20 protein-coding genes are annotated in these 23022 nt (G+C 46.8%); 16 read left to right on the forward strand and 4 right to left on the reverse strand.

What is annotated here, in order from left to right; translation table 11 throughout:
• Positions 1 to 171: 171 nt before the first annotated feature.
• Positions 172 to 987 carry a prolipoprotein diacylglyceryl transferase gene (lgt, locus tag C8R30_RS13825; protein WP_090671849.1) on the reverse strand — a complete coding sequence of 272 codons (816 nt, stop codon included), beginning with the start codon at positions 985 to 987 and terminating at the stop codon, positions 172 to 174.
• A gap of 109 nt (positions 988 to 1096) precedes the next feature.
• Here lgt and ilvD point away from each other — a divergent pair, with 109 nt between their 5' ends.
• The 7 genes from ilvD (at position 1097) to C8R30_RS13860 (ending at position 9604) form a co-directional block, all read left to right on the forward strand.
• On the forward strand, positions 1097 to 2782 hold the full coding sequence (gene ilvD, locus C8R30_RS13830; RefSeq protein WP_090671852.1) for a dihydroxy-acid dehydratase: 1686 nt from the start codon (positions 1097 to 1099) through the stop codon (positions 2780 to 2782).
• Positions 2783 to 2813: 31 nt separating this feature from the next.
• Positions 2814 to 4886 (forward strand): thioredoxin domain-containing protein, encoded by a 2073-nt coding sequence (locus tag C8R30_RS13835; RefSeq protein ID WP_107790400.1) that lies wholly within the window; start codon positions 2814 to 2816, stop codon positions 4884 to 4886.
• Between the two features lie 21 nt (positions 4887 to 4907).
• Positions 4908 to 5219, forward strand: a complete 312-nt coding sequence (locus C8R30_RS13840; RefSeq protein ID WP_090671858.1) for a c-type cytochrome — start codon at positions 4908 to 4910, stop codon at positions 5217 to 5219.
• Between the two features lie 338 nt (positions 5220 to 5557).
• Positions 5558 to 6022 (forward strand): peptide-methionine (S)-S-oxide reductase MsrA, encoded by a 465-nt coding sequence (gene msrA / locus C8R30_RS13845; protein ID WP_107790401.1) that lies wholly within the window; start codon positions 5558 to 5560, stop codon positions 6020 to 6022.
• Positions 6023 to 6162: 140 nt separating this feature from the next.
• Positions 6163 to 6768, forward strand: coding sequence for a guanylate kinase (gene gmk, locus C8R30_RS13850; RefSeq protein WP_107783231.1), 606 nt, complete (start codon positions 6163 to 6165; stop codon positions 6766 to 6768).
• A 40-nt stretch (positions 6769 to 6808) separates the two neighbouring features.
• Positions 6809 to 7012, forward strand: a complete 204-nt coding sequence (rpoZ, locus tag C8R30_RS13855; protein WP_090671865.1) for a DNA-directed RNA polymerase subunit omega — start codon at positions 6809 to 6811, stop codon at positions 7010 to 7012.
• A 447-nt stretch (positions 7013 to 7459) separates the two neighbouring features.
• Positions 7460 to 9604 (forward strand): RelA/SpoT family protein, encoded by a 2145-nt coding sequence (locus C8R30_RS13860; RefSeq protein ID WP_107790402.1) that lies wholly within the window; start codon positions 7460 to 7462, stop codon positions 9602 to 9604.
• A 60-nt stretch (positions 9605 to 9664) separates the two neighbouring features.
• Here C8R30_RS13860 and C8R30_RS13865 read toward each other — a convergent pair whose 3' ends face one another.
• The 3 genes from C8R30_RS13865 to argS form a co-directional block, all read right to left on the reverse strand.
• Positions 9665 to 10303, reverse strand: a complete 639-nt coding sequence (locus tag C8R30_RS13865; protein ID WP_090671872.1) for a thiol:disulfide interchange protein DsbA/DsbL — start codon at positions 10301 to 10303, stop codon at positions 9665 to 9667.
• 68 nt (positions 10304 to 10371) lie between these two features.
• A complete protein-coding gene (locus C8R30_RS13870) occupies positions 10372 to 10974 on the reverse strand; it encodes an SPOR domain-containing protein (protein ID WP_107790403.1) in 603 nt (200 codons plus the stop codon).
• A gap of 23 nt (positions 10975 to 10997) precedes the next feature.
• Positions 10998 to 12749: an arginine--tRNA ligase gene (argS, locus tag C8R30_RS13875; RefSeq protein WP_107790404.1), complete on the reverse strand. Its 1752-nt coding sequence runs from the start codon at positions 12747 to 12749 to the stop codon at positions 10998 to 11000.
• A 199-nt stretch (positions 12750 to 12948) separates the two neighbouring features.
• Here argS and C8R30_RS13880 point away from each other — a divergent pair, with 199 nt between their 5' ends.
• The 9 genes from C8R30_RS13880 to rng all read left to right on the forward strand — a co-directional run bounded on the left by C8R30_RS13880 (position 12949) and on the right by rng (position 22870).
• The gene (locus tag C8R30_RS13880) at positions 12949 to 13599 is read left to right on the forward strand and encodes a hypothetical protein (RefSeq protein ID WP_090671880.1); all 651 of its coding nucleotides are present in this window, start codon (positions 12949 to 12951) and stop codon (positions 13597 to 13599) included.
• A gap of 190 nt (positions 13600 to 13789) precedes the next feature.
• Complete coding sequence (gene folD / locus C8R30_RS13885; protein ID WP_090671884.1) at positions 13790 to 14653, forward strand: bifunctional methylenetetrahydrofolate dehydrogenase/methenyltetrahydrofolate cyclohydrolase FolD; 864 nt, start codon at positions 13790 to 13792, stop codon at positions 14651 to 14653.
• Positions 14654 to 14710: 57 nt separating this feature from the next.
• Positions 14711 to 17368, forward strand: a complete 2658-nt coding sequence (gene aceE, locus C8R30_RS13890; RefSeq protein WP_107790405.1) for a pyruvate dehydrogenase (acetyl-transferring), homodimeric type — start codon at positions 14711 to 14713, stop codon at positions 17366 to 17368.
• 220 nt (positions 17369 to 17588) lie between these two features.
• Entirely contained in the window at positions 17589 to 18971 is a 1383-nt protein-coding gene (gene aceF / locus C8R30_RS13895; RefSeq protein ID WP_107790406.1) for a dihydrolipoyllysine-residue acetyltransferase, read from the forward strand.
• A gap of 74 nt (positions 18972 to 19045) precedes the next feature.
• Positions 19046 to 19723, forward strand: a complete 678-nt coding sequence (gene nadD, locus C8R30_RS13900) for a nicotinate-nucleotide adenylyltransferase (RefSeq protein WP_090671894.1) — start codon at positions 19046 to 19048, stop codon at positions 19721 to 19723.
• Positions 19720 to 20073: a ribosome silencing factor gene (gene rsfS / locus C8R30_RS13905; RefSeq protein WP_090671897.1), complete on the forward strand. Its 354-nt coding sequence runs from the start codon at positions 19720 to 19722 to the stop codon at positions 20071 to 20073. Before nadD ends, rsfS begins: the two co-directional genes overlap by 4 nt.
• Before the next feature lie 29 nt (positions 20074 to 20102).
• Positions 20103 to 20573 (forward strand): 23S rRNA (pseudouridine(1915)-N(3))-methyltransferase RlmH, encoded by a 471-nt coding sequence (gene rlmH / locus C8R30_RS13910; protein ID WP_090671900.1) that lies wholly within the window; start codon positions 20103 to 20105, stop codon positions 20571 to 20573.
• Positions 20574 to 20666: 93 nt separating this feature from the next.
• Entirely contained in the window at positions 20667 to 21290 is a 624-nt protein-coding gene (locus tag C8R30_RS13915) for a Maf family protein (protein ID WP_090671903.1), read from the forward strand.
• A 134-nt stretch (positions 21291 to 21424) separates the two neighbouring features.
• Positions 21425 to 22870, forward strand: a complete 1446-nt coding sequence (gene rng / locus C8R30_RS13920) for a ribonuclease G (protein WP_107790407.1) — start codon at positions 21425 to 21427, stop codon at positions 22868 to 22870.
• The last annotated feature ends 152 nt before the right edge of the window (positions 22871 to 23022 follow it).

A 23022-nucleotide genomic window follows, 5' to 3' on the forward strand; every position in this document is an offset into this window, starting at 1 on the left:
TCATCTCACCCGAAATATGTTCCATGGTGAATGGAACTACAGGATTGATCCACGTCCAATCGTCGGTTGATTGTTACACTTATTAATTAACGATTACTAAATTTAAATTGCCGCGGATGCTTGAATCGAATGCCAACCCAAGTCAGATTCAAGCATCACGCTGATCAAGCCTTAGCGCCAATTCTTGGCTTTTTGCGTTGATTTATCAGCTGAACGATAGGCCCAGAACAGTAATCCAACACCTGCGATTATCATTGGCAATGATAGCCATTGTCCCATGCTGATACCTAAGGTCATTACCCCCATGAAACCATCATCGGGTTCGCGGAAAAATTCTGCGAAGGAGCGGAAGGTGCCGTAGCCAATCATGAACATACCGGAGACTGCGCCTAATGGTCTGGGCTTGCTTGAATAGATCCAGATCAGGATGAATAGCGCGATGCCTTCCAATGCAAATTCGTAAAGTTGGGAAGGATGGCGTGGCACATTGTCAACATGAGGAAAAATCATTCCCCAAGCCACATCAGTGGGGCGTCCCCATAATTCGCCATTGATGAAATTACCGATACGACCTGCCCCTAAGCCGAGCGGTACCAATGGCGCTATGAAATCAGTTACGGTTAGCCATTGGAGTTTATGCTTATGTGCCAGTAGCATCATTGCGATGATCACGCCGATGAAACCACCATGGAAAGACATGCCGCCTTGCCAGACGGCAAAAATTTCGAGCGGATGCTGCAGGTAATAACCGAATTGATAAAACAATACGTGGCCTAACCGTCCGCCCAGAATGACGCCCAACACACCATAGAACAGCGCATCATCTAGCATGGTGTTGGTAAATGCAGCTTGCGGGTTTTGCTTGATGCGGTAGCGGCCCAGTAAAATGAAGAGCATGAAGCCCAGCAAATACATCAAACCATACCAATGAATGGAGAGCGGACCGATGGCGAGTGCGACTGGATCAAATTGAGGATGGATAAGCATAGGTTGCGGACTGAATTACGGTAAAATATTTATTATACGGAAGTATGCTGCTCGCTGCAGTAAACGGTGTCTCGATCAAAATTGCACTTTAGGTCTTTCAGGAGAAATCATGCCAAACAATAAACGTAGTCAAGCTATTACCCAGGGCGCAAAACGTGCGCCCAATCGTGCCATGTTACGCGCGGTGGGCTTTGGTGATAGCGACTTTGATAAGCCCATTGTAGGTGTAGCCAATGGGTTTTCTACCATTACACCTTGCAATATGGGGCTCAATGATCTGTCTCTGAGCGCCGAACGCGCATTGAGAAAAGCTGGCGCGATGCCGCAAATGTTTGGCACGATTACGGTATCTGATGGGATTTCCATGGGCACCGAAGGGATGAAGTATTCGTTGGTTTCGCGTGAGGTCATCGCTGACTCGATCGAAACGGCTGTCCAGGCAGAGAGCATGGATGGCGTCATCGCGATTGGAGGCTGCGATAAGAATATGCCGGGAGCGATGATTGCGCTAGCGAGGATGAATATCCCGGCGATTTTCGTTTATGGTGGAACGATCAAGCCAGGACACTATAACGGGAAAGATCTGACCATCGTGAGTGCGTTTGAAGCCGTGGGGCAATATACCGCGCATCGCATTGACGATAAGGAACTGCTGGAAGTCGAGCGGCACGCCTGCCCTGGTGCGGGCGCTTGTGGAGGGATGTACACGGCCAATACCATGTCGTCAGCTATTGAGGTCATGGGCATGAGCCTGCCTTACTCGTCTACCATGGCAGCGGAAGATGAGGAAAAACGGCTTAGTGCAGCGCGTTCTGCTGAAGTTCTGGTCGGTGCGATCGAAAAGCAGATTCGTCCACGGGATTTGATCACACGCAAATCACTCGAAAATGCCATTTCCGTCGTGATGGCGGTCGGTGGTTCAACCAATGCAGTCCTTCACTTATTGGCGATCGCGCATGCTGCCGAAGTGAATCTGACAATCGATGATTTTGAGGAAATTCGCGCTCGGGTGCCTGTGCTATGCGACCTTAAACCTTCTGGACGCTATGTGACGACAGATTTGCATCAGGCAGGGGGTATACCCCAAGTCATGAAAATGCTGCTGGTGCAGGGTTTGCTGCATGGGGATTGTATGACGATCAGCGGTGAAACGGTTGCGGAAATTTTGTGTGATGTGCCGGAAAAGCCACGTGAAGACCAAGATGTCATCAGACAATGGAATAAGCCTTTGTACGCACAGGGCCATCTTGCCATCCTTAAAGGAAATTTATCACCGGAAGGGGCGGTTGCCAAAATTACCGGTGTCAAAAATCCCAAGATTACCGGACCGGCTCGTGTGTTCGAGTCAGAAGAAGCTTGCATGAATGCCATTCTAGCCAGGGAAATTCAACCGGGTGACGTTGTTGTGATTCGTTACGAAGGTCCAAAAGGCGGACCTGGAATGCGAGAAATGCTGTCGCCGACATCTGCGCTGATCGGAGAAGGGCTCGGCGATTCGGTCGGGCTGATCACGGATGGTCGGTTTTCAGGGGGTACCTATGGTATGGTAGTGGGCCATGTTGCACCCGAGGCCTACGCTGGCGGGACGATTGCGTTGGTGAAGGAAGGGGATTCCATTACTATTGATGCGACGCAACGTTTGCTGCAGCTGAATGTTTCAGATGAGGAGCTGGCACGGCGTCGTGCTGCATGGCAGCCTCCCGCACCTCGTTATAAACGTGGTGTGCTGGCAAAGTATGCAAAATTAGTATCGACCGCAAGTCGTGGTGCTATCACCGATAGTCTGGACGACTAGGTCGCCATTCAATATCTTTTGAGTCAACGCTATGCCCAACCATCTGCTAAGTGAAACGAGCCCGTATCTACTGCAGCATGCGAATAATCCCGTGGAGTGGTACCCGTGGGGCGAAGAAGCGCTCGCGCTCGCGCGCGGTCAAAATAAACCGATTCTGCTTTCTATCGGTTATTCCGCATGTCATTGGTGTCACGTCATGGCACAAGAATGTTTTGAAGATCCCGAAGTGGCCGCGGTAATGAATGAACATTTCATCAATATCAAGGTGGATCGTGAGGAGCGCCCTGATCTCGATCAGATCTATCAAACTGCACATTACATGCTTAACCACCGTCACGGCGGTTGGCCATTGACCTTATTTCTTACGCCCGATCAGAAACCTTTTTTTGGAGGTACTTATTTTCCCAAAGAATCCCGCAATAACCTACCTGGTTTTTTAGAACTGTTGCCTAAAATTGCAGAAGCTTTTCATACCCGTAGAGTAGATATCGAGCAGCAGAATACTGCCTTATTGAGATTACTTGCAGAAACCCTACCCGCTACCGGCAGCAATATCCCCGCCTTTTCCCGTCACCTTATCGATCAAGCGATTACGCAGCTTTTAGAAAATTTTGACCGGGAATATGGAGGCTTTGGTTCAGTGCCTAAATTCATGCATCCAGCGGAATTGGCTTTTTGTCTGCGATGTTATTTTTCTGGAAACGATACGCAAGCGTTACAAATGGTGTCGTTTACCCTGGAGAAAATGGCCAAGGGTGGTATCTATGATCAGTTGGGAGGAGGATTTTACCGCTACAGCACGGATCCGTACTGGCGTATCCCTCATTTTGAAAAGATGCTTTACGATAATGGGCCTTTGTTGCGGCTGTATACGGATGCTTGGCTGGCGACACAGGATCCATTGTTCAAAACAATCGTGGAGGAGACAGCGGGGTGGGTAATTCGGGAAATGCAAGCGGGTCAACCTGATGGCGGTGGATATTACTCGACACTCGATGCGGACTCGGAGCATGAAGAAGGGAAATTTTATGTCTGGCATCAGGAAGAAATCGCGCAGATTCTGTCTCCCGATGAATATGCTGTTATCGCGCCATATTATGGTCTGACGCGTCCTCCCAATTTTGAGAATAAATTTTGGCATCTAGAAATCGATCAGCCCGTCACAGCCATCGCTAGCACAATCGGCATCAATGAAACGATTGTTCGGCAACGAATCGAATCGGCACGTGATAAGCTTTTTAGCGTGCGGGAAAAGCGTATTCGACCCGGTCGAGACGAAAAAATCCTGACAAGCTGGAATGGGTTGATGATCAAGGGCATGGCGCGCGCAGGCATGATTTTTAAGCGGAAGGAGTGGGTCGACTCTGCCGTGCAAGCAGTCGATTTCATCAAAACGACACTTTGGAAAAATAATCGGCTATTCGCGACTTATAAGGATGGTAAAGCCCATCTCAACGCCTACCTGGATGATTATGCTTTTTTGCTGGATGGTTTGCTTGAGCTCATGCAGGTCCAGTTTCGTCAATCTGATCTGGATTTTGCCATTGCGTTGGCGGAAGTATTGCTGGACCAGTTTGAGGACACGCAGTTAGGGGGGTTCTTTTTTACGAGTCATGATCATGAAAAATTGATCCATCGGCCTAAAGCGGGTCAAGACAATGCTATTCCATCAGGAAATGGTTTTGCGGCAGTTGCTCTCCAGCGACTCGGCCATTTGCTGGGTGAGCATCGTTATCTACAATCGACTGATCAAGCACTTCAATTGTTTTATTCCTCGATGCGGCGCCATGCAAGCTCTCATTGTAGTTTGCTGGAGGCGCTGAGGGAATGGCTTTCTCCGCCTCAAATCGTTATATTGCGTGGTAAAGGCGCTGCGCTATCCGAGTGGCACCATACGTTGGTTCTCCAGGTGCCCGATGCGATCGTATTGGCTTTGCCGTTGGAACTAACAGGGTTGCCGCAAGGTCTGAACAAAGCCTTGCCCGTAGATCGAGAAGTCAATGCGTGGGTATGCCATGGCGAGAAATGTTTGCCAGAAATCACCAGCCTACAGGAATTGCTGCAAGTCTGCGGAGATAAGGGTAGAATGTCATTCCCTTTATAATTCAAATAAGGAAAAAATATGATGAGAAAAGTTTGGTTAGGCGTAATGGCAGCATCAGCTGTAATGTGGGTTGGAAGTGTGCAAGCGGATGCCGATCTGGCAAAAAACAGCGGTTGCTTGAATTGCCATAATGTAGATATCAAGCTGGTTGGTCCGGCGCTCAAGGATGTCGCTGCAAAATATGCAGGTCAAGAAGGCGCAGCTGACTACTTGGCAGGTAAAATCAAAAATGGCAGCAATGGTGTATGGGGAACCATACCAATGCCGCCTAACCCAAATGTTAGCGATGAAAATGCAAAAGTGTTAGCAGACTTTATATTGTCGCTCAAGTAATTTGCATTAAATTGAAAAGCCGATGCACAAGAGAGGTGCATCGGCTTTTATTTTAACCTGGATTTAACGCCTTATTGCGCTTGATTCTGAAATGAAGGTCGTTATAAGGAATATTTTTTGTGAGCAACGATGTATTGTGACGAAATAGGGATGCCCAGGGTTGCCTAAATAAAGAAAATTATTCTCAGTTATATGCATCAATCGCGCTATCACGCGGTTTCGGTTTCAAAATGTTTCAAAACGTTTCAAAACGTTTCAAAATTTATTATTAATCAGAATGCGATGTGATCGTCCATATGAGTGTATGAAGTATTCAGGCTAAATCGTATTTAGGAACGATGGCAATCGAAAAAATTATTTTTGGCGCAGGTTGTTTCTGGGGTGTCGAAGTCGCTTTCCGCCGGATTCATGGGGTAAGTAATGTGACATGTGGCTATGCGGGCGGACATACTCGTTATCCGACTTACCATGAGGTTTGTTCGGATCAAACTGGCCATGCGGAAGTCGTATTGGTAGAGTTTGACACTTTGCTGGTTTCTCTTGAGGAACTGCTTTCCGTATTTTGGGGATGCCATAATCCGACTACCCGAAATCGCCAAGGGCCGGATGTGGGCTCACAATACCGTTCGGTTATATTTTATTATTCCTCAGAACAGGAGACTGTAGCAAGGCGATCCAGAGATATTTTACAGCAGTGCGGACGTTGGCAGGATCCCATCGTAACAGAGATTCTACCTGCTCCCGAATTTTACCCAGCAGAAGAATATCATCAACGCTATTTCGAGAAACATGGGAGACACTGAGGCAATTTATGATCTTTCTACAAGCTTGAATTGAAAGTAATCCAATACGGCATAGGCCACATGGTCGATTTGGAAAGGGAATGGCTTGTTTATGACGGTAATTTTTCTCGAATACGGCTTATATTCAATATAATCATACAATGAGTAGCTTATTTGTAATCAGCGCGCCCTCGGGAACAGGCAAAACCAGTTTGGTCAAAGCACTGCTGCAAACTGGCATCGATTTGAGCTTATCTATTTCACATACTACCCGCCGGCCTAGGCCGAATGAAGTAGATGGCGAAGATTATTTTTTTGTCGACCGGGAGGTATTCATCCAAATGCTGGGGCGGGGGGAATTTCTTGAAAGTGCCGAAGTTTATGGTAATTTGTATGGCACTTCCTGGCAATGGATCAAGGAGGCATTGGCTGCTGGCAAGGATGTTTTAATGGAAATTGATTGTCAAGGCGCCCAGCAAGTTCGTCAGGTTTTTCCTCAGGCAATAAGCATTTTTATTTTACCTCCGTCACTTGCCTCGTTGGAGGCGCGGTTAAAACAACGAGGGCAGGATGATCCAGCAACAATGACTCGTCGTCTGGCTGCGGTACGTGAGGAAGTGAGTCACGTGAGCAAGTTTGAATATGTTGTGATTAACGATAAGCTGGAAGAAGCGCTTAAAGACTTATGCTGTATCATTCGTGCGGAGCGTTTGAGGTGTGTGCGCCAGCTTACCCAGCAACACGCATTGTTGGCACAATTCACATAGTTTTTAAGAAATGAATTTTTAATGAACGAAAGGAGTGCATATGGCTCGTATTACTGTAGATGATTGTTTGAGTATTATACCCAATCGATTTGATATGACACTGGCAGCGACTGCCCGAGCTAGGCAGATAGCAATCGGTTCTACACCGATGGTTGACCCTGCTCGCGACAAGCCGACGGTGATCGCATTGCGTGAATTGGCCAAAGGCAAGGTAGGGCTTGATATTTTAAATACCATACGTTGAAAAACTACAGTGGAATTTGTAGTCCTACATTCGGATATGGAAACATTCAATTGTTCGCCGAGCGTAATCAAATTATTGATTTAACCCGAATTTCTCATAAATTGAGACGCGTTCTCACTGGTCTTCTGATTGATGAGAAAGATTTTATTCGGTTGGGTGCCTGAAAAGCTACACCCTGCCTTCTCAAAACTTCCCTATTAATCAAATTGCTGTGTGATCATCCTATGAATTTATGAAATATTCGGGTTAAATTTTTCTTAACTTCTCTTATCTTATCTTGCACAATACAAAAAAGCGTTATTAATTTGTGCCAATCTTAAATTGCAATCGGGTCATAACGTTTTTTTCACAAAGTATGGGTGATACCCGTCAATCGGTTGGCGTCACCTGGTTGTATCCATTGTTTTGATCAATTCGCATGTGCGCGGTAAAAGTAGAGAAATTCCTATGGCAGAGCTTTTATTATCTAATTCTCCGGTGATAGCACCTGAAGCGGAATCATTATTTTCCGAGGTATCGAAGTATTTCAAATCTGAAGAACTCGCTCTGCTCAAGAACGCCTATTTTTTTAGCCAAGGCGCACATTCTGGTCAATTCCGCAAAACGGGCGAGCCTTATATTTCTCACCCAGTAGCGGTTGCCAGCATTCTTTGTCAACTCCATCTGGATGCAATCACGCTTGCTGCCGCTTTGCTGCATGATGTTTTGGAAGATACCTCCATAACGAAAGCAGAGCTTAGTGAGAGATTCGGCGCATCTGTCGCAGAGCTGGTGGATGGCGTTTCCAAGTTGGAGAAAATTGAGTTTCAAACGAAAGCAGACGCCCAGGCTGAAAATTTCCGCAAGATGCTGTTAGCCATGGCGCAGGATGTGAGAGTCATTCTCATTAAATTGGCGGATCGGTTGCACAATATGCGAACCTTGGAAGTGATGCGAGCCGAAAAGCAGCGCCGCATAGCACGAGAAACGCTGGAAATCTATGCGCCTATCGCGCACCGCCTTGGGTTGAACAGTATTTACCAAGAGCTATTGGAGCTGGGATTTCGCTATTTTTATCCCAATCGTTATAAAGTATTGCTGAAAGCGACTAAAGCGGCACGTGGAAATCGCCGTGAGGTGGTGGGTAAGATCCTGGAGGCTATCAAGCAACGACTTGAAGATGCCGGAGTAGATGCGATAGTGACGGGGAGAGAAAAACATCTCTATAGCATTTATAAGAAAATGGTGGAAAAGCAATTAAGCTTTTCTGAAGTACTCGATATCTATGGCTTCCGGGTATTGGTTAGAGATATCCCTTCATGTTATCTGGCGCTAGGTGCTTTGCATAGTCTCTATAAACCCATCCCCGGGAAATTCAAAGATTATATTGCCATACCGAAGCTCAATGGTTATCAATCACTTCACAATACCTTGCTGGGGCCCTATGGTTTGCCAATAGAAGTACAAATTCGCACATACGAAATGCATAGAATCGCCGAAATGGGGGTTGCCTCGCATTGGCTTTATAAAAGTAATAGTGCAGATATCAATGATTTGCACCTGAAGACGAACCAATGGCTGAAAAGCTTGCTTGAAATTTTAAGTGATACTTCAGATTCTATTGAGTTTCTAGAGCATCTCAAGGTCGATCTATTTCCCGGAGAAGTCTATGTGTTTACACCACAAGGGAAAATTCTCGAGTTGCCTCGTGGTTCTACGGCGGTTGATTTTGCGTATGCCATCCATACGGATGTGGGTAACTGTTGCGTTGCCGCTAAAATCAACGGTGAGAATGCGCCGTTGCGGACTAAACTGAAAAATGGTGATCGTGTTGAAATCCTCACTGCGCCCTACGCTAATCCAAATCCAGCTTGGCTTTCTTATGTGGCTACGGGGAGGGCGCGTTCGAGTATCCGTTATTTTCTCAGAACGATACAATTTGACGAATCGGTAAAACTGGGAGAGCGTTTACTCAATCAAGCGCTATCGTCGTTCGGTATCGATCCTGAGACGATTAACGATACTCAGTGGGAGCGGCTTGTGAGAGAGAGCGGCGCCAAATCAAAAAAAGCGCTACTTGCCGATATCGCACTGGGGAAACAGCTTTCTGCCGTGGTGGCAAAGCGTTTAGTGGTGCCTGGAGTATCCGTCTCCGAGATCAGCAGTAGCAGCAATCCGGTTACGATTCTGGGTACAGAAGGCATGACAGTCCAGTTCGCCCGGTGTTGTTATCCCATTCCAGGTGACACCATCGTTGGGTTGATTAAAAAAGACCAGGGGTTGGTTATTCATTCCCATGATTGCCTGGCAGTCGCTAGAATACAGAAGAATGCAGAAAATGTGCTCGATGTGACCTGGGGCAAGGATATCTCGAGAACGTTCGAGGTAGGCATTACCATGACAGTCGTCAATCAGCGGGGCGTTCTTGCGAGAGTTGCTGCCGAAATCGCAAAAGCAGATTCCAATATCGATGACGTTACGATGGAAAGTGATAAAGACTACACTACCATGCACTTTATTTTGCAAACCAAGAATCGCCAGCACCTTGCCCAGATCATGCGCAGCTTAAGACATATCAAAGAGATCGTAAGATTGAGCCGAGTAAGAAATTAACCGCAGATAGCCCCCTATGCTCGAAATCTATCTGATGGTTATTAACCCAGCTTGTATAACTTAAGGGGCGAGCTTCTCTTTGCGTGCTTTGTCGATTAATTCATTAAGAATTTGAATGGTATCTCGGGGGGTGCCGCTCATTTTTCCGCTGGTTACGTATTTACCATCGACGACCAGTGCAGGTACACCAGTTAATTTATACTGGCGCATCATTTGTGTCGATTTTGCCACCTGATTTTGTACTGAGAAAGAGTTATAGGCGTTTACAAATTTATCTCGCTCGATGCCCTGTTTTTCGATCCAATTGAATAGCGTCGCTTCATTAGCCAAATCGATTTTGTCACGGTGAATTGCTTTGTAGATTTTGTCGTGAAGTGTTTTGGTTAACCCCATTACTTCCATTGCATAGAAAGTTTTGGCTGCTGGCGCCCAGTTTGCGCGGAAAATAGCTGGAACATATTGAAATTTTACATCTTTCGGAGCATTTTGACGCCAACTGTCGATATGAGGATGTAATTCATTGCAGTGCGGGCAGCCATACCAGAAAAACTCAAGGACCTCGATGCTGCGCTTGTCTTCGGTTGGTTGAGGATTCGCGAGGACGATATAATCGCGGCCTTCGACGATCTCCGCTTGTGCGAACGATGCGTTGGCTAGGCCAATGACAATGAATAATAGAAAATTAATGAGTCTATTCATATCGAAATTCCGCCTTTCAAAATTGTTAAAAGAATTGCTATTACATTTTTTTGATAGCCTTATCAGAATCAGGGAGTATTCTTGGGTACTCTGATAAAGCTAGCTTCTATACCATTTTCTTGCAAAGAAGCGCGTATTTGATCAATTTCATCAATTTTTGAAAATGGGCCAATGCGTACACGATGCCATGTCCCTCGATCGGAAGATTGCGTTGTCTGAACGGAGGCCATCACACCGAGAAGGGCAAGTTCGGCTCTCATTTGCTCTGCTTCGCTCGGCGTTTTGTATGAGCCGATTTGCAAGAAATAGTTGCTTGCCAAATTTGTATCCTGAGTCACCGCTGCGGTAGCCGGTTTCGCCTGATTGAAGGAATCTTCCGCGGTCGGTTCATCTATGCCGGGAAGGATATTGTAAAAATCAAATCGAGGACGATTGGCGCTGGCATGATCTGTTCCTTTAACCGTGTTATCCTCTGATTTAGTGATATTCTCGGCTAGTTTGTTTTTGACTGACCTTTCGTCCGTGAGGAACGGGCTGGGTGCCTGATTGATGAATAGCCAGACACCGATCGCGCTGGCTATACCGAGTGCGTAACCGATAAATAGCCCAAGAATGAGTGAGCCACTGTTTCTATCAGTCGCTTTGCTTTTGAGTTTGTAATCTCTGCTCATGTAAATTCCTATACTGGTTTCAGTTACATTTTACTGGGCGCGGATACGCCTAATAATTTCAACCCATTTGCGAGCACTTGTTTAATGGCTGCGATCAATGCTAGCCGAGCGAGCTTGAGTGGTTGTTCCAATACAAGAAAGCGGGTTGAATTATAATAGCTATGGAATTCGCTAGCTAAGTCCTTAAGATAGAAGGCAAGAAGGTGGGGCGCCCGTTCTCTTGCGGCGGCCTCAAGGGTATCTGGGTAGTCGATCAATTTTTGTAACAAAATCAATTCTGCCGGACTTATCAATAAATGGGTGTCAACTATTTGGAGTTCGGTTTCGTCTTCACCCCATTGCGTCAGTACACTACAAATACGTGCATGTGCATATTGCACATAATATACAGGATTCTCGTTCGATTGTGACTTCGCTAGATTCAGATCGAAGTCCAGGTGCTGGTCGCTTTTACGTAAAACATAAAAGAATCGTGCTGCATCATTGCCGACTTCCTGGCGTAATTCCCGCAATGATACGAATTCACCGGAGCGAGTGGACATCGACACCTTCTTTCCGTCGCGATAAAGTATGGCAAATTGGACCAAGGCGATTTCGAGTACTTCAGAATCAAACCCTAACGCGCTGACTGCTCCCTTGACGCGGGGGATATAGCCGTGGTGGTCGGCACCCCATACATTAATGATGTGCGAGAACTGACGCTCGTATTTGTTGAGGTGATAGGCAATGTCGGAAGCAAAATAGGTATACTGTCCATTTTCACGCTGAACCACGCGATCTTTTTCATCACCGAATCGGGTAGATCGGAACCATGTGGCGCCGTCTTGCTGGTATAACGCATGCCGCTGATCTAGCAGCTGGATCGCGCGTGCAACCATCCCACTATCAAATAAGGACTGCTCTGAGAACCATGTGTCGAATTCCACGCCAAATTCCATTAAATCGTTACGGCAATCACCTAGTTGTTCAGTCAGCGCAAAATTATGGATATAAGCGTAATCTTCCCCAAGTGTTTCTTTGGCAATAGCAATCAGTCGATCCAGTTGCTCATCAGCGTCTAGTGGTGTATCAACTTGAGCGAGTGCAAGCAGAATTGAATCGGTTTGATGAACATAGCGATGGCCATGGGCTTCATGGATTAATTTCGCCATGGCTATGACGTATTTACCCTGATAAGCGTTTTCCGGGAATGAAAATACGAATCCGCATAGCTCGAGGTAGCGTAACCATGTGGACAGCGCAAGGATATCCATTTGCCGGCCGGCGTCGTTAACATAGTATTCACGCGTTACCGAATAGCCATTAGCCACCATGATATTGGCTAGGCTGGCGCCGTATGCCGCGCCCCGTCCATGCCCAACATGAAGCGGTCCTGTCGGATTAGCGGAAACAAACTCAATCTGAATTTTTTGACCCTTTCCCAGTTGATTATGGCCGAACTGGTCGCCCTGCTGCAGTATGGTGGGTAAGCATTGCTGTTTTGCTGAGGCCTTCAAAAAGAGGTTGATGAAGCCATTGCCGGCTACCTCGGCTTTTTCTAGAAATGGTGAATCAGGTAATGCATCGATCAGTATCATTGCGATATCGCGGGGATTCTTACGCATTTGCCTTGCTAGTTGCATGGCAAGATTGCTGGAATAATCGCCATGGTCAACTTGCTTGGGGCGCGCCAATTCTATGTTCAATTTTTCATCTGAAGATAGAATTTTTTGTGCAGATTGACGCAATAACTGGGTAAGATGCGACTTAAAATTGCATTGAGTTGATACTGTCATGGTGAGAAAATCAATTTAGTAAGGGCGCTATTATAACGGGGATGTGTTAAACCAAGTTCACAGTTTTGGCGCTTGTTTTCGATCTGTTTGTCGGCAGGCTTGATTTGATAGTCATGTGTTTTGTAGCCGTAAGAGCTCGCTAGGCGGTATATAATGTGATACGTTACAAATTTTGCTAGGAAAATTAAAGGTTGTCATCATGGAAGAATCAATGGTTGATCAAGAAGTGGAGGTAGTCGATAACTGTATTCAGCATGCAAAAGAGCGGCTGAATGAGCAGATAACGCAGGTCAAGAGCAAGAACTATGATTTTGCACCTCAATTCAAAGAAATGACGATCCAACTTTATCTGATAGGCGTCATGTGGCGATACTATGAGACGCATGGATTTCCTCCTGAAACGGCACGTGATAAAGCATTTACGACGCTAAGCACGATGATGATTAGAGATGGCATCAAACCTAAACGTGCGCAAAAGCAAGTGGATTTCCTAAAAAAGATGGCCAAGCTGGAAGATGACGATGATGCGTTAGCAATTGCAATCGGTCACGAGTCGGAAGCGGGTGATGAGAGCTTGGTCGAGATTTTTGAACACTATATAGATGAGGTCCGTGTTTCTGGCGCATTATGGCGGCATTACGATTTTGGTAAAAAGATCATCCTGTTTGGCGGGTTGTTGATGGGGTTTGTTGGCGTCTGGTTTATCACGATTTTTATGCCTGAAAGTAGCGATATTTTCATTTTGGCGTTTGGTTTGCTGACAGCATTTCTTTTCGTCGTGTCGGTATCGCTCATTGGGTTGCTGATTTACCGCATACGATTCAGGAAAAGCAAGGGATCTAGTGCTTGATATTGATTGGAACGCGAACAGTCAGTTTTTTTACCTAACATTGCTTCTCGTTTATCGTCATGAATGTTCCTTTTTCTTTTTTCATCGAACAGCTCCGTGTCATTTCAACTAACGCGAATGGTACAGCTTGAAAAAGTTGCAATGGGCGGCGTAAACAACCTAATTAAGCTATTTTTCTTTTTATTAATAAATGTGTGCTGACATCATTGATGGCAATACAATAGCGAGCAAGATTCGTGCTGAGTTGAGAATTCGGGCACAAGCGCTTGCAGCACAAGACATACAACCGGGTTTAGCGGTTATTTTGGTGGGTGACGATCCGGCTTCCTGTATTTATGTGCGTAACAAAGCCAAAGCATGTAAAGAATCGGGCATCCACTCCGAAGTGTACAATTTTCCTGGAGAAACGCCTCAAGACGTTGTACTCGAGCATATTCAGACATTAAATGCGAATCCTAAGATTCATGGGATACTCGTACAATTGCCGCTACCCCCTCATTTTGAAAGCCGGCGCATCATTGCAGCGATTTCGGTTGAAAAAGATGTGGACGGATTCCATCCCTGTAATGTAGGGGCGCTGGTGACGGGGCACGCATTATTCTATCCTTGCACGCCTTACGGTGTCATGATGATGTTAAAAGAGCATAGTGTGTTGATCGAGGGCCAGCATGCAGTCGTTGTCGGCCGGAGTAACATCGTTGGCAAACCCATGTCGTTAATGCTTCTGGAAAATGGTGCAACGGTGACAATTTGTACCTCAAAAACGAGAGACTTGGCAATGTATACGCAGACTGCGGATATTCTCGTGGTTGCAACAGGAAAACCCTGCATGATTACAGCCGATATGGTTAAGACCGGTGCGACAGTGATCGATGTCGGAATCAATCGCACTGCAACCGGAAGTTTATGCGGGGACGTGGATTTTGCTACAGTAAAAGAAAAAGCAGGGCTGATCACGCCTGTGCCAGGGGGCGTAGGGCCGATGACAATTACCATGTTAATGAGCAATACGATCGAGGCTGCTGAGCGTGCAATTCACGCAAATGCCTTTTAGTCAAAGAAAAAGTTTCGATCATTATTTCCAAACTGAGAAACGGAGTAGCGACTGGATATGAGTGCAGAGGATATCGATCCACAGGAAACACAGGAATGGCTGGATGCGCTGGAGACTGTATTAATCAATGAAGGTACAGAACGTGCGCATTATCTGCTGGAGAGATTGGTCGAAAAAGCGCGCCGCTCCGGTGCGTATCTCCCTTACAGCGCGAATACTGCCTATATCAATACCATTCCTGCAGGTAGGGAGGAGCGGTCACCCGGCGATCACGAAATAGAACACCGTATTCGCTCTTACGTACGCTGGAACGCCATGGCGATGGTTTCGCGTGCCAACCGGAATACGAATGTAGGCGGCCATATTGCTAGTTTTGCTTCTGCCGCGACCTTATATGATGTGGGTTATAACCATTTCTGGCGAGCAGCTACCGAGCAGGTTGGAGGAGATCTCGTTTATGTTCAGGGTCATTCTTCACCCGGTATTTATGCGTATGCATTCTTGATGGGGGTTTTAACTGAAGAACAGCTTGACAATTTTCGTCAGGAAATTTGTGGCAATGGGTTGTCATCTTATCCTCATCCTTGGCTGATGCCCGATTTCTGGCAGTTTCCAACGGTCTCAATGGGACTTGGGCCATTGATGGCGATTTATCAAGCCCGATTCATGAAATATCTTGGTAGTCGTCAGCTGGTGAATACGGAGAATCGGAAGGTTTGGGCATTCACAGGTGATGGTGAAATGGATGAACCTGAGTCACTCGGTGCAATTTCGCTCGCTTCACGTGAGAAATTGGATAATCTGATTTTTGTGGTGAATTGTAATCTCCAGCGGCTGGATGGACCGGTCAGAGGCAATGGCAAGATTGTGCAGGAACTGGAAGCAACCTTCAGAGGAGCGGGTTGGAATGTCATCAAGGTTATTTGGGGATCCTATTGGGATCCGCTGTTAGCGAAGGATACCAAGGGGCTTCTCCAGCAACGCATGATGGAGTGTGTTGACGGGGAGTACCAGACTTTTAAGGCGCGTGATGGCGCTTATGTCAGAAAGCATTTTTTCGGTAAATATCCGGAATTGCTCGAAATGGTTGCAAATATGACGGATGATGATATTTGGCGACTCAATCGTGGTGGACATGATCCGCACAAAGTTTATGCAGCTTATGCGGCCGCTATCAAGCATCAAGGACAGCCTACAGTCATTCTCGCCAAGACGGTCAAGGGTTATGGCATGGGCGAATCCGGTGAGGCCCAAAATATCACGCATCAACAAAAGAAAATGGGGACGATCTCGCTTAAGGCATTTCGTGACCGATTTGGTTTGCCTGTACCGGACGATAAAATCGATGAGATTCCCTACCTCAAGTTCGAAGAGGATTCGCCGGAATTTAACTATATGCAAGCGCGGCGCGAGGCTATGGGGGGATTTCTGCATCATCGACGGCGCAAGGCAGCAGCTTTGCAAATTCCGCCTTTATCCGCGTTTGAAGCCTTGTTGAAAAGCAGTGGCGAAGGACGTGAATCCTCCACAACGATGGCTTTTGTACGCATTCTCAATGTGTTAACCAAGGATAAAAATATCGGTAAACATATCGTGCCGATTGTTGCGGATGAATCCCGTACCTTCGGGATGGAAGGCATGTTCCGGCAGCTCGGCATTTGGTCCTCCGTTGGGCAGCTCTATACTCCGGAAGATGCGGATCAACTCATGTTCTACAAAGAGCATAAGAATGGCCAGATTCTGCAGGAGGGCATCAATGAAGCGGGTGCCTTGTCTTCGTGGATTGCTGCTGCGACGGCCTACAGCACGCATCAAATACAGATGATACCTTTCTACATTTTTTATTCCATGTTCGGTTTTCAGCGTGTGGGCGATTTGATATGGGCCGCAGGCGACATGCGCTGCCGCGGATTCTTGCTTGGCGGAACGGCTGGACGCACAACTCTGAATGGTGAAGGTTTGCAGCATGAAGACGGTCACAGCCATTTAGCAGCTTCCACCATACCTAATTGTATTTCTTACGACCCCACCTACGCCTACGAAGTGGCCGTGATTATCCAGGATGGATTGCGCCGTATGTACCAAGAACAAGAAGATGTGTTCTACTACATTACCGTGATGAACGAAAACTACGCGCATCCTGACCTGCCTAAAGGTGCAGAACAAGGTATCTTGAAGGGAATGTACCTGCTTCGGGAAGGCAGCAAACGCAGTAAAGGCCCCCGGATACAGTTGCTTGGCTCAGGCACGATTCTTCGTGAGGTGATTGCCGCCGCAGACATCTTGCAAAAGGAATTTGGTGTAATTGCCGATATCTGGAGTGCTACCAGTTTTACCGAATTGCGTCGTGAGGCGTTGAGCGTGGAGCGCTGGAATAGGTTGCACCCAACCGAACCAGCTCGATCTTCCTATGTGGAAAACTGTCTTAAAGATCGCGAAGGTCCCGTAGTGGCTGCTACCGATTACATGAAGATTTACGCTGATCAGGTTCGTGCGTTTATTCCAAAACGCTATTATGTGTTAGGTACCGATGGTTTTGGGCGTTCTGATACGCGCGAAAAGCTTAGGCAATTTTTTGAAGTTGATCGCTATTATATCGCCGTTGCTGCGCTTAAGGCGTTGTCAGAAGAAGATAAAATTCCTGCGAAACAGGTTGCCCAAGCGATTAAAACCTTTGGTATCGATCCGGATAAACCCGATCCTGTTACACAATAGATTAACGGGTATCTCCTAAAATTTAGCGTTTTAAACAAAACGAGGTAGGGGCAAAAAATGTTGACGCAGTATGGGATTGATAGGTAAGGAAACATTTTTTGTGGACGACGATGTGTGACGAAATGTGGATTTTTACAGATACCCTGAAACCTATTCAAGCTTCATAAGAAGGTAGCCGTATTGTTGCTGACAAATATATGAACATGATTGAGGAAAGCGTGTGAGTGAGATCAAAAAGGTACGGGTTCCTGACATAGGAGATTTCAAGGATGTGCCTGTTATTGAAATACTCGTCAAGGCAGGGGATGAGCTAGCAGCGGAAGATTCGCTGATTACATTGGAGTCTGACAAGGCAACGATCGAAGTACCCTCACCTTATGCGGGTACTGTCAAAACGATCAGCGTTAAAGTGGGGGACAGGGTTTCAGAAGGATCTGAAATTCTCTCGATGGAAGTTTCTGCTGAACACACTGACGAAGCAGCCAAAGCGGCTCAGTCTGAACAGGCTGAGCCGCCAGAACAGACGGAACGAACCGCGAGTTCCGACAACGGACAGGATAAAGCCCAGCCTGAACATGAAGGGGCTGCTGACACCGTTTCTGCAGAACAGGCTTCGGCGTACCGTGGATCTGCTCGACAACCTTCGCAGATGATCTCAGCGAGCCAAGACAGTAAGCAGGCTGAAGTGAAGCCTCATGCTGGCCCGTCGGTAAGACGCTTTGCGCGTCAATTAGGCGTCGATCTCAGCAAAGTGATCGGCAGTGGGCCAAAGCAGCGCATACTTAAAGAAGATGTGCAGGCCTTTGTCAAACAAGCCTTGTCCAAATCACAAAATTTGGGGGTGGGAGGAGGGGGATTCGACTTATTACCCTGGCCGCATGTCGATTTTGCAAAATTTGGACCTATCGAGTTGAAGTCCTTGACGCGCATCAAACAAATCTCGGGAGCGAATCTGCATCGTAATTGGGTCATGATTCCACATGTCACTCAGTTTGACGAGGCAGATATCACCGATCTGGAAGCGCTCAGAAAAGAATATAACGAGAATCAGCAAGCTCAAGCTGGAACAAAGCTCACCATCCTGGCTTTCTTGATGAAGGCAGCAACTGCAGCATTGAAAAAATTTCCTGAGTTTAATGCGTCACTCGATAGTAGCAATGGCGAAGCTAATTTAGTGATCAAACGCTACTATCATTTAGGGTTTGCAGTCGATACGCCTAGTGGTCTGGTTGTGCCGGTCATTCGAGATATCGATCAAAAAGGCGTCATGATGATCGCGGAGGAATTGGGGAAGCTCTCTTCTCTAGCACGTGAGGGGAAATTAAAGCCAACCGATATGCAGGGAGCCAGCTTCACCATTTCAAGTCTTGGGGGGATAGGCGGCACTGCTTTTACGCCAATTATCAATGCACCAGAGGTTGCGATTCTGGGGGTGTCGAGAGCGACTTTGAAGCCGGTTTATCGCAATGGGGAATTTGTGCCTCGTTTGATCCTGCCTTTATCGCTCTCCTACGATCATCGGGTGATCGATGGTGCTTCGGCTGCGCGGTTTACTTCGCATCTGGCAAGTATCCTGGCTGACATGCGCCTTGCTTTATTTTGATCTTGATCTTGGTAAGCATGCTTGGGTTGTAATACTGCAGGCAAATCATTTTGTGCGTTTCCCCTCATTCAATCATGTCTGAAAGTGCGTTCGGATTGGTCGGTATTTATGGCGGTACATTCGATCCAGTCCATTTTGGCCATTTGAGGATTGCGGAAGAATTGGTTGAAATTTTGCAATTGAGCGAGCTGCGCTTTCTTCCCGCTGGTCAACCCCGTTTGCGGCATCAGCCGCTCGCCTCGCCTTCTCATCGCTCGTTGATGTTGCGAGAGGCGATTCGTGACAATGATAAATTCTTGCTGGATGATCGTGAAGTTAATCGGGTAGGAGAGAGTTATAGCGTAGAATCCTTGCATGAGCTGAAGAATGAATTCCAAGGAAAACAGATCGCACTTTGTTTTATTCTGGGAATGGATGCTTTCCTGAAGCTACCTGGCTGGTATCAGTGGCGTGAATTGTTTGAATTATGCCACCTTGTGGTCGTCAATCGTCCTGGCCATGTTACTGCGATCGATCAGAAAGGATTACCGCCGGAGCTGAGAATCGAGTGCTTGCATCGCTGGACTGACAACGCGAAAAAGTTGCAAACCCTTTCATCAGGCTATGTTTTTACCGCTGCAACCACGTTACTTGATATTTCTGCTACTGCGATCAGAGGTTGTATTGCCAAAGGAAAAAGCGCGCGCTATCTGCTCCCAGACCCAGTATTGGATTATATTCGCGTGCACCATATTTATCGTGAGGGAAAATGAAAACGGATGAGTTGTTGCCGATAGTTACGGCCGCGCTGGAAGATTTGAAGGCGCAAGATATTTTGGTGTTAAAAGCAGAGAATATCACGTCATTGTTTGATTACATGATCATTGCCAGTGCTAATTCGACACGTCAGACAAAGGCGCTGGCGAACCATATCCAGGAAAAAGTCAAAGCGGCAGGCGGTAAAGTTTATAGTATTGAAGGGGAGCAAGTTGGTGAGTGGGTATTGGTAGATCTGGGCGATATCGTCGTACATATCATGCAGCCTGTCATTCGCGAGTACTACGATTTGGAGTCGCTATGGGTGGAATCCAGCGCGATCAAGGAAAAAAACGCTTCAATATAGCTTGAGTTCAGAATATATCCGGTTAATGAATGAAACTTTATATTCTGGCTGTGGGAAATAAAATGCCTGAGTGGATAGTGGCGGGCTTCACCGAATATCATCGGCGCATGCCCAAAGAAATGTCAGTTCAACTGATCGAAATCAAGCCAGAAAAACGGGGTGCGGCGAAACAGGCTGAGAGCTTGCTATTGGCCGAGAGTGAACGCATTCGAGCAGCATTACCCACCCATTGCTACTGTGTAGCAATGGATGAGCTGGGTAAAGGCTTTACCACAATCGAATTGGCTGGAAATTTAGTCAATTGGATGAGAGAAGGGCTGGATATTGCATTCATCATCGGCGGAGCGGATGGATTGCATCGGGATATCAAGCGGACGGCTAATGAAATATGGTCACTTTCCAAACTAACGCTGCCCCATGGGCTGGTGCGTGTTCTGTTGGCAGAGCAACTTTATCGCGCAATGTCGATAATCAAACAGCACCCCTACCATAGAGCGTGAAGGTGCAGGTATTCGTGAAAAATGTTAACTTGATAGAAAGAACGATTGGAACATGCAGCTAAATAACATTAACTTGACAGACGTGAGTTATTCATGAGGGCAACAAAAAACTATATCTATCTCGCTTCGCGGAGCTCTAGAAGAAGAGAACTGCTCAAACAAATCGGCGTAAAGCATAGTGTGCTGCTCATGCGTGAGACGGCATCCCGTGCTATCGATATCGATGAGACACCGTTGCCGGACGAATCGCCAGCGGACTATGTGTATCGTATTACGCGAGCTAAGGCAGAAGCGGGTTGGTCGCGCCTCAAACAACGTAATTTACCCCTACTGCCTGTATTAGCGGCCGATACCATCGTTGCACTGGATGGCTGTATTTATGGCAAACCAAAAGATACCGCGCATGCTGAAAAAATGCTAAAAGAGCTTTCTGGTAGGACGCATCAGGTTTTAACTGCGATCGCATTGGCCTCTCAGGGCAATATCAAGCACCGCCTATCGGTTACGACTGTACGATTCCGTGATATCGGAAAACGGGAAATCCAAGCTTGTGTCGCGAACGGGGAAGTATTTGATAAAGCGGGCGCCTACGCGATTCAGGGATTGGCGGCAGCTTTCATTGTCGAGATTTTTGGAAGTTATAGCGGCGTGATGGGCCTGCCTTTATTTGAAACATCGCAATTGCTGGAAGAATCTGGAATAGAAATATTTCATTGAATCGGGTAAGTGGGGCGATAGAGGAATTCATCGGAGGATGTGAAATGGATTCAGCTAGCGCCTTACAGACAATTTTTTTGCCACAGAACACGCCATGCAGTTCGGTTTCTTGTGATTAGGTCATTCCACGCGCAATGAGTAATGAAATTCTGATCAATGTGACACCACAGGAAACGCGTGTTGCCGTCATCGAACAGGGAATCGTTCAAGAATTGCATATAGAGCGGATGAGCAGCCGCGGTATCGTCGGCAACATCTACAACGGGCAAGTAAGCCGTGTTCTGCCAGGTATGCAATCTGCCTTTATCGACATCGGCATGGAGCGGGCCGCTTTTCTCCATGTGGGTGATATCAAGGAATTGAATGTCAATGGTGATCAGGGAAGACCCATCGAAAGGTTGTTGCACGAAGGAAACAATATACTCGTTCAAGTCATCAAAGATGCGATTGGGACGAAAGGAGCGAGGCTTTCTACCCAGATCAGCATTGCCGGGCGGTTGCTTGTTTATTTGCCGCATGAATCTCATATCGGTATTTCACAGCGCATCGAGGACAGCTTTGAACGTGAACTGCTGCGTGAGAAACTCCAGCATGTCCTTCCACCTGAAGGGAAAGGGGGCTATATCATCCGGACCATGGCTGAAGCGGCAACCGAAGCGGATCTGCGTGCAGATATAGAGTATCTGCATAAGCTGTGGCTCGACATCCAAAATAAATCATTGGTCGTTAGCTCTCCCACTTTGCTTTATCAGGATTTAGATCTCAGTCATCGAGTGCTGCGCGATTTTGTTGACGATGATACGCACCGCATCTTGGTCGATTCACGCGAGACATATCAGAAATTGATCATTTTTGCGCAGACCTACATGAGCAATGTCGTAGACAGAATCGATCATTATACCGGTGAGCGGCCGTTATTCGATTTGTACGGCGTCGAGGAAGAAATCGACCGGTCGCTAGCGAGGCGAGTCAATCTCAAATCCGGCGGCTATGTCATCATTGATCAAACCGAGGCACTCACGACTATGGATGTGAATACTGGCGGATACATCGGCGTGCGTAATTTTGACGATACCATTTTCAAAACCAATCTAGAAGCCGCTCAGGTCATTGCACGCCAGCTCCGTTTACGGAATCTGGGTGGTATTATCATTATCGATTTTATCGATATGGAGAATGAAGAGCATAAAAGCGCAGTGTTGGCGGAGTTCAACAAAGCATTGATGAGAGATAGAACGCGTATGACCGTCAACGGTTTTACTGCATTGGGGCTAGTCGAGATGACGCGAAAGCGTACTCGCGAGAGCCTTGCGCATATCCTATGCGAGCCTTGTCCAACCTGCCAGGGACGTGGGCAAATCCGAACAGCGCAAACGGTTTGCTATGAAATTCTGCGTGAGTTATTACGGGTATCCCGTCAATTCGATGCAAACGAATTCCGGATTCTGGCTTCCCAGCAAGTCATCGATTTATTTCTAGATGAAGAATCACAAAATTTGGCTCAGTTGGCTGATTTTATTGAAAAACCAGTCGGTCTGCAAGTGGAAGCTTCTTCCCAAATTCCGCGATTGAATTTTTAATTTCTCCCGCGGATGTCCCGAAGCATGATCGCAAAAGCGAAAGCGGGCAGAAAGCAGTGGATTTGATGACGTGTATGTGCATCACATTGCTATTTTCAGTGTTGCGGGTACATTTTAGCTTTTTGATGACGAATTTATCCTTTCCGCAGTGA

This window comes from Nitrosomonas nitrosa, assembly GCF_003051105.1.
In the GTDB taxonomy this organism is placed as follows: domain Bacteria; phylum Pseudomonadota; class Gammaproteobacteria; order Burkholderiales; family Nitrosomonadaceae; genus Nitrosomonas; species Nitrosomonas nitrosa.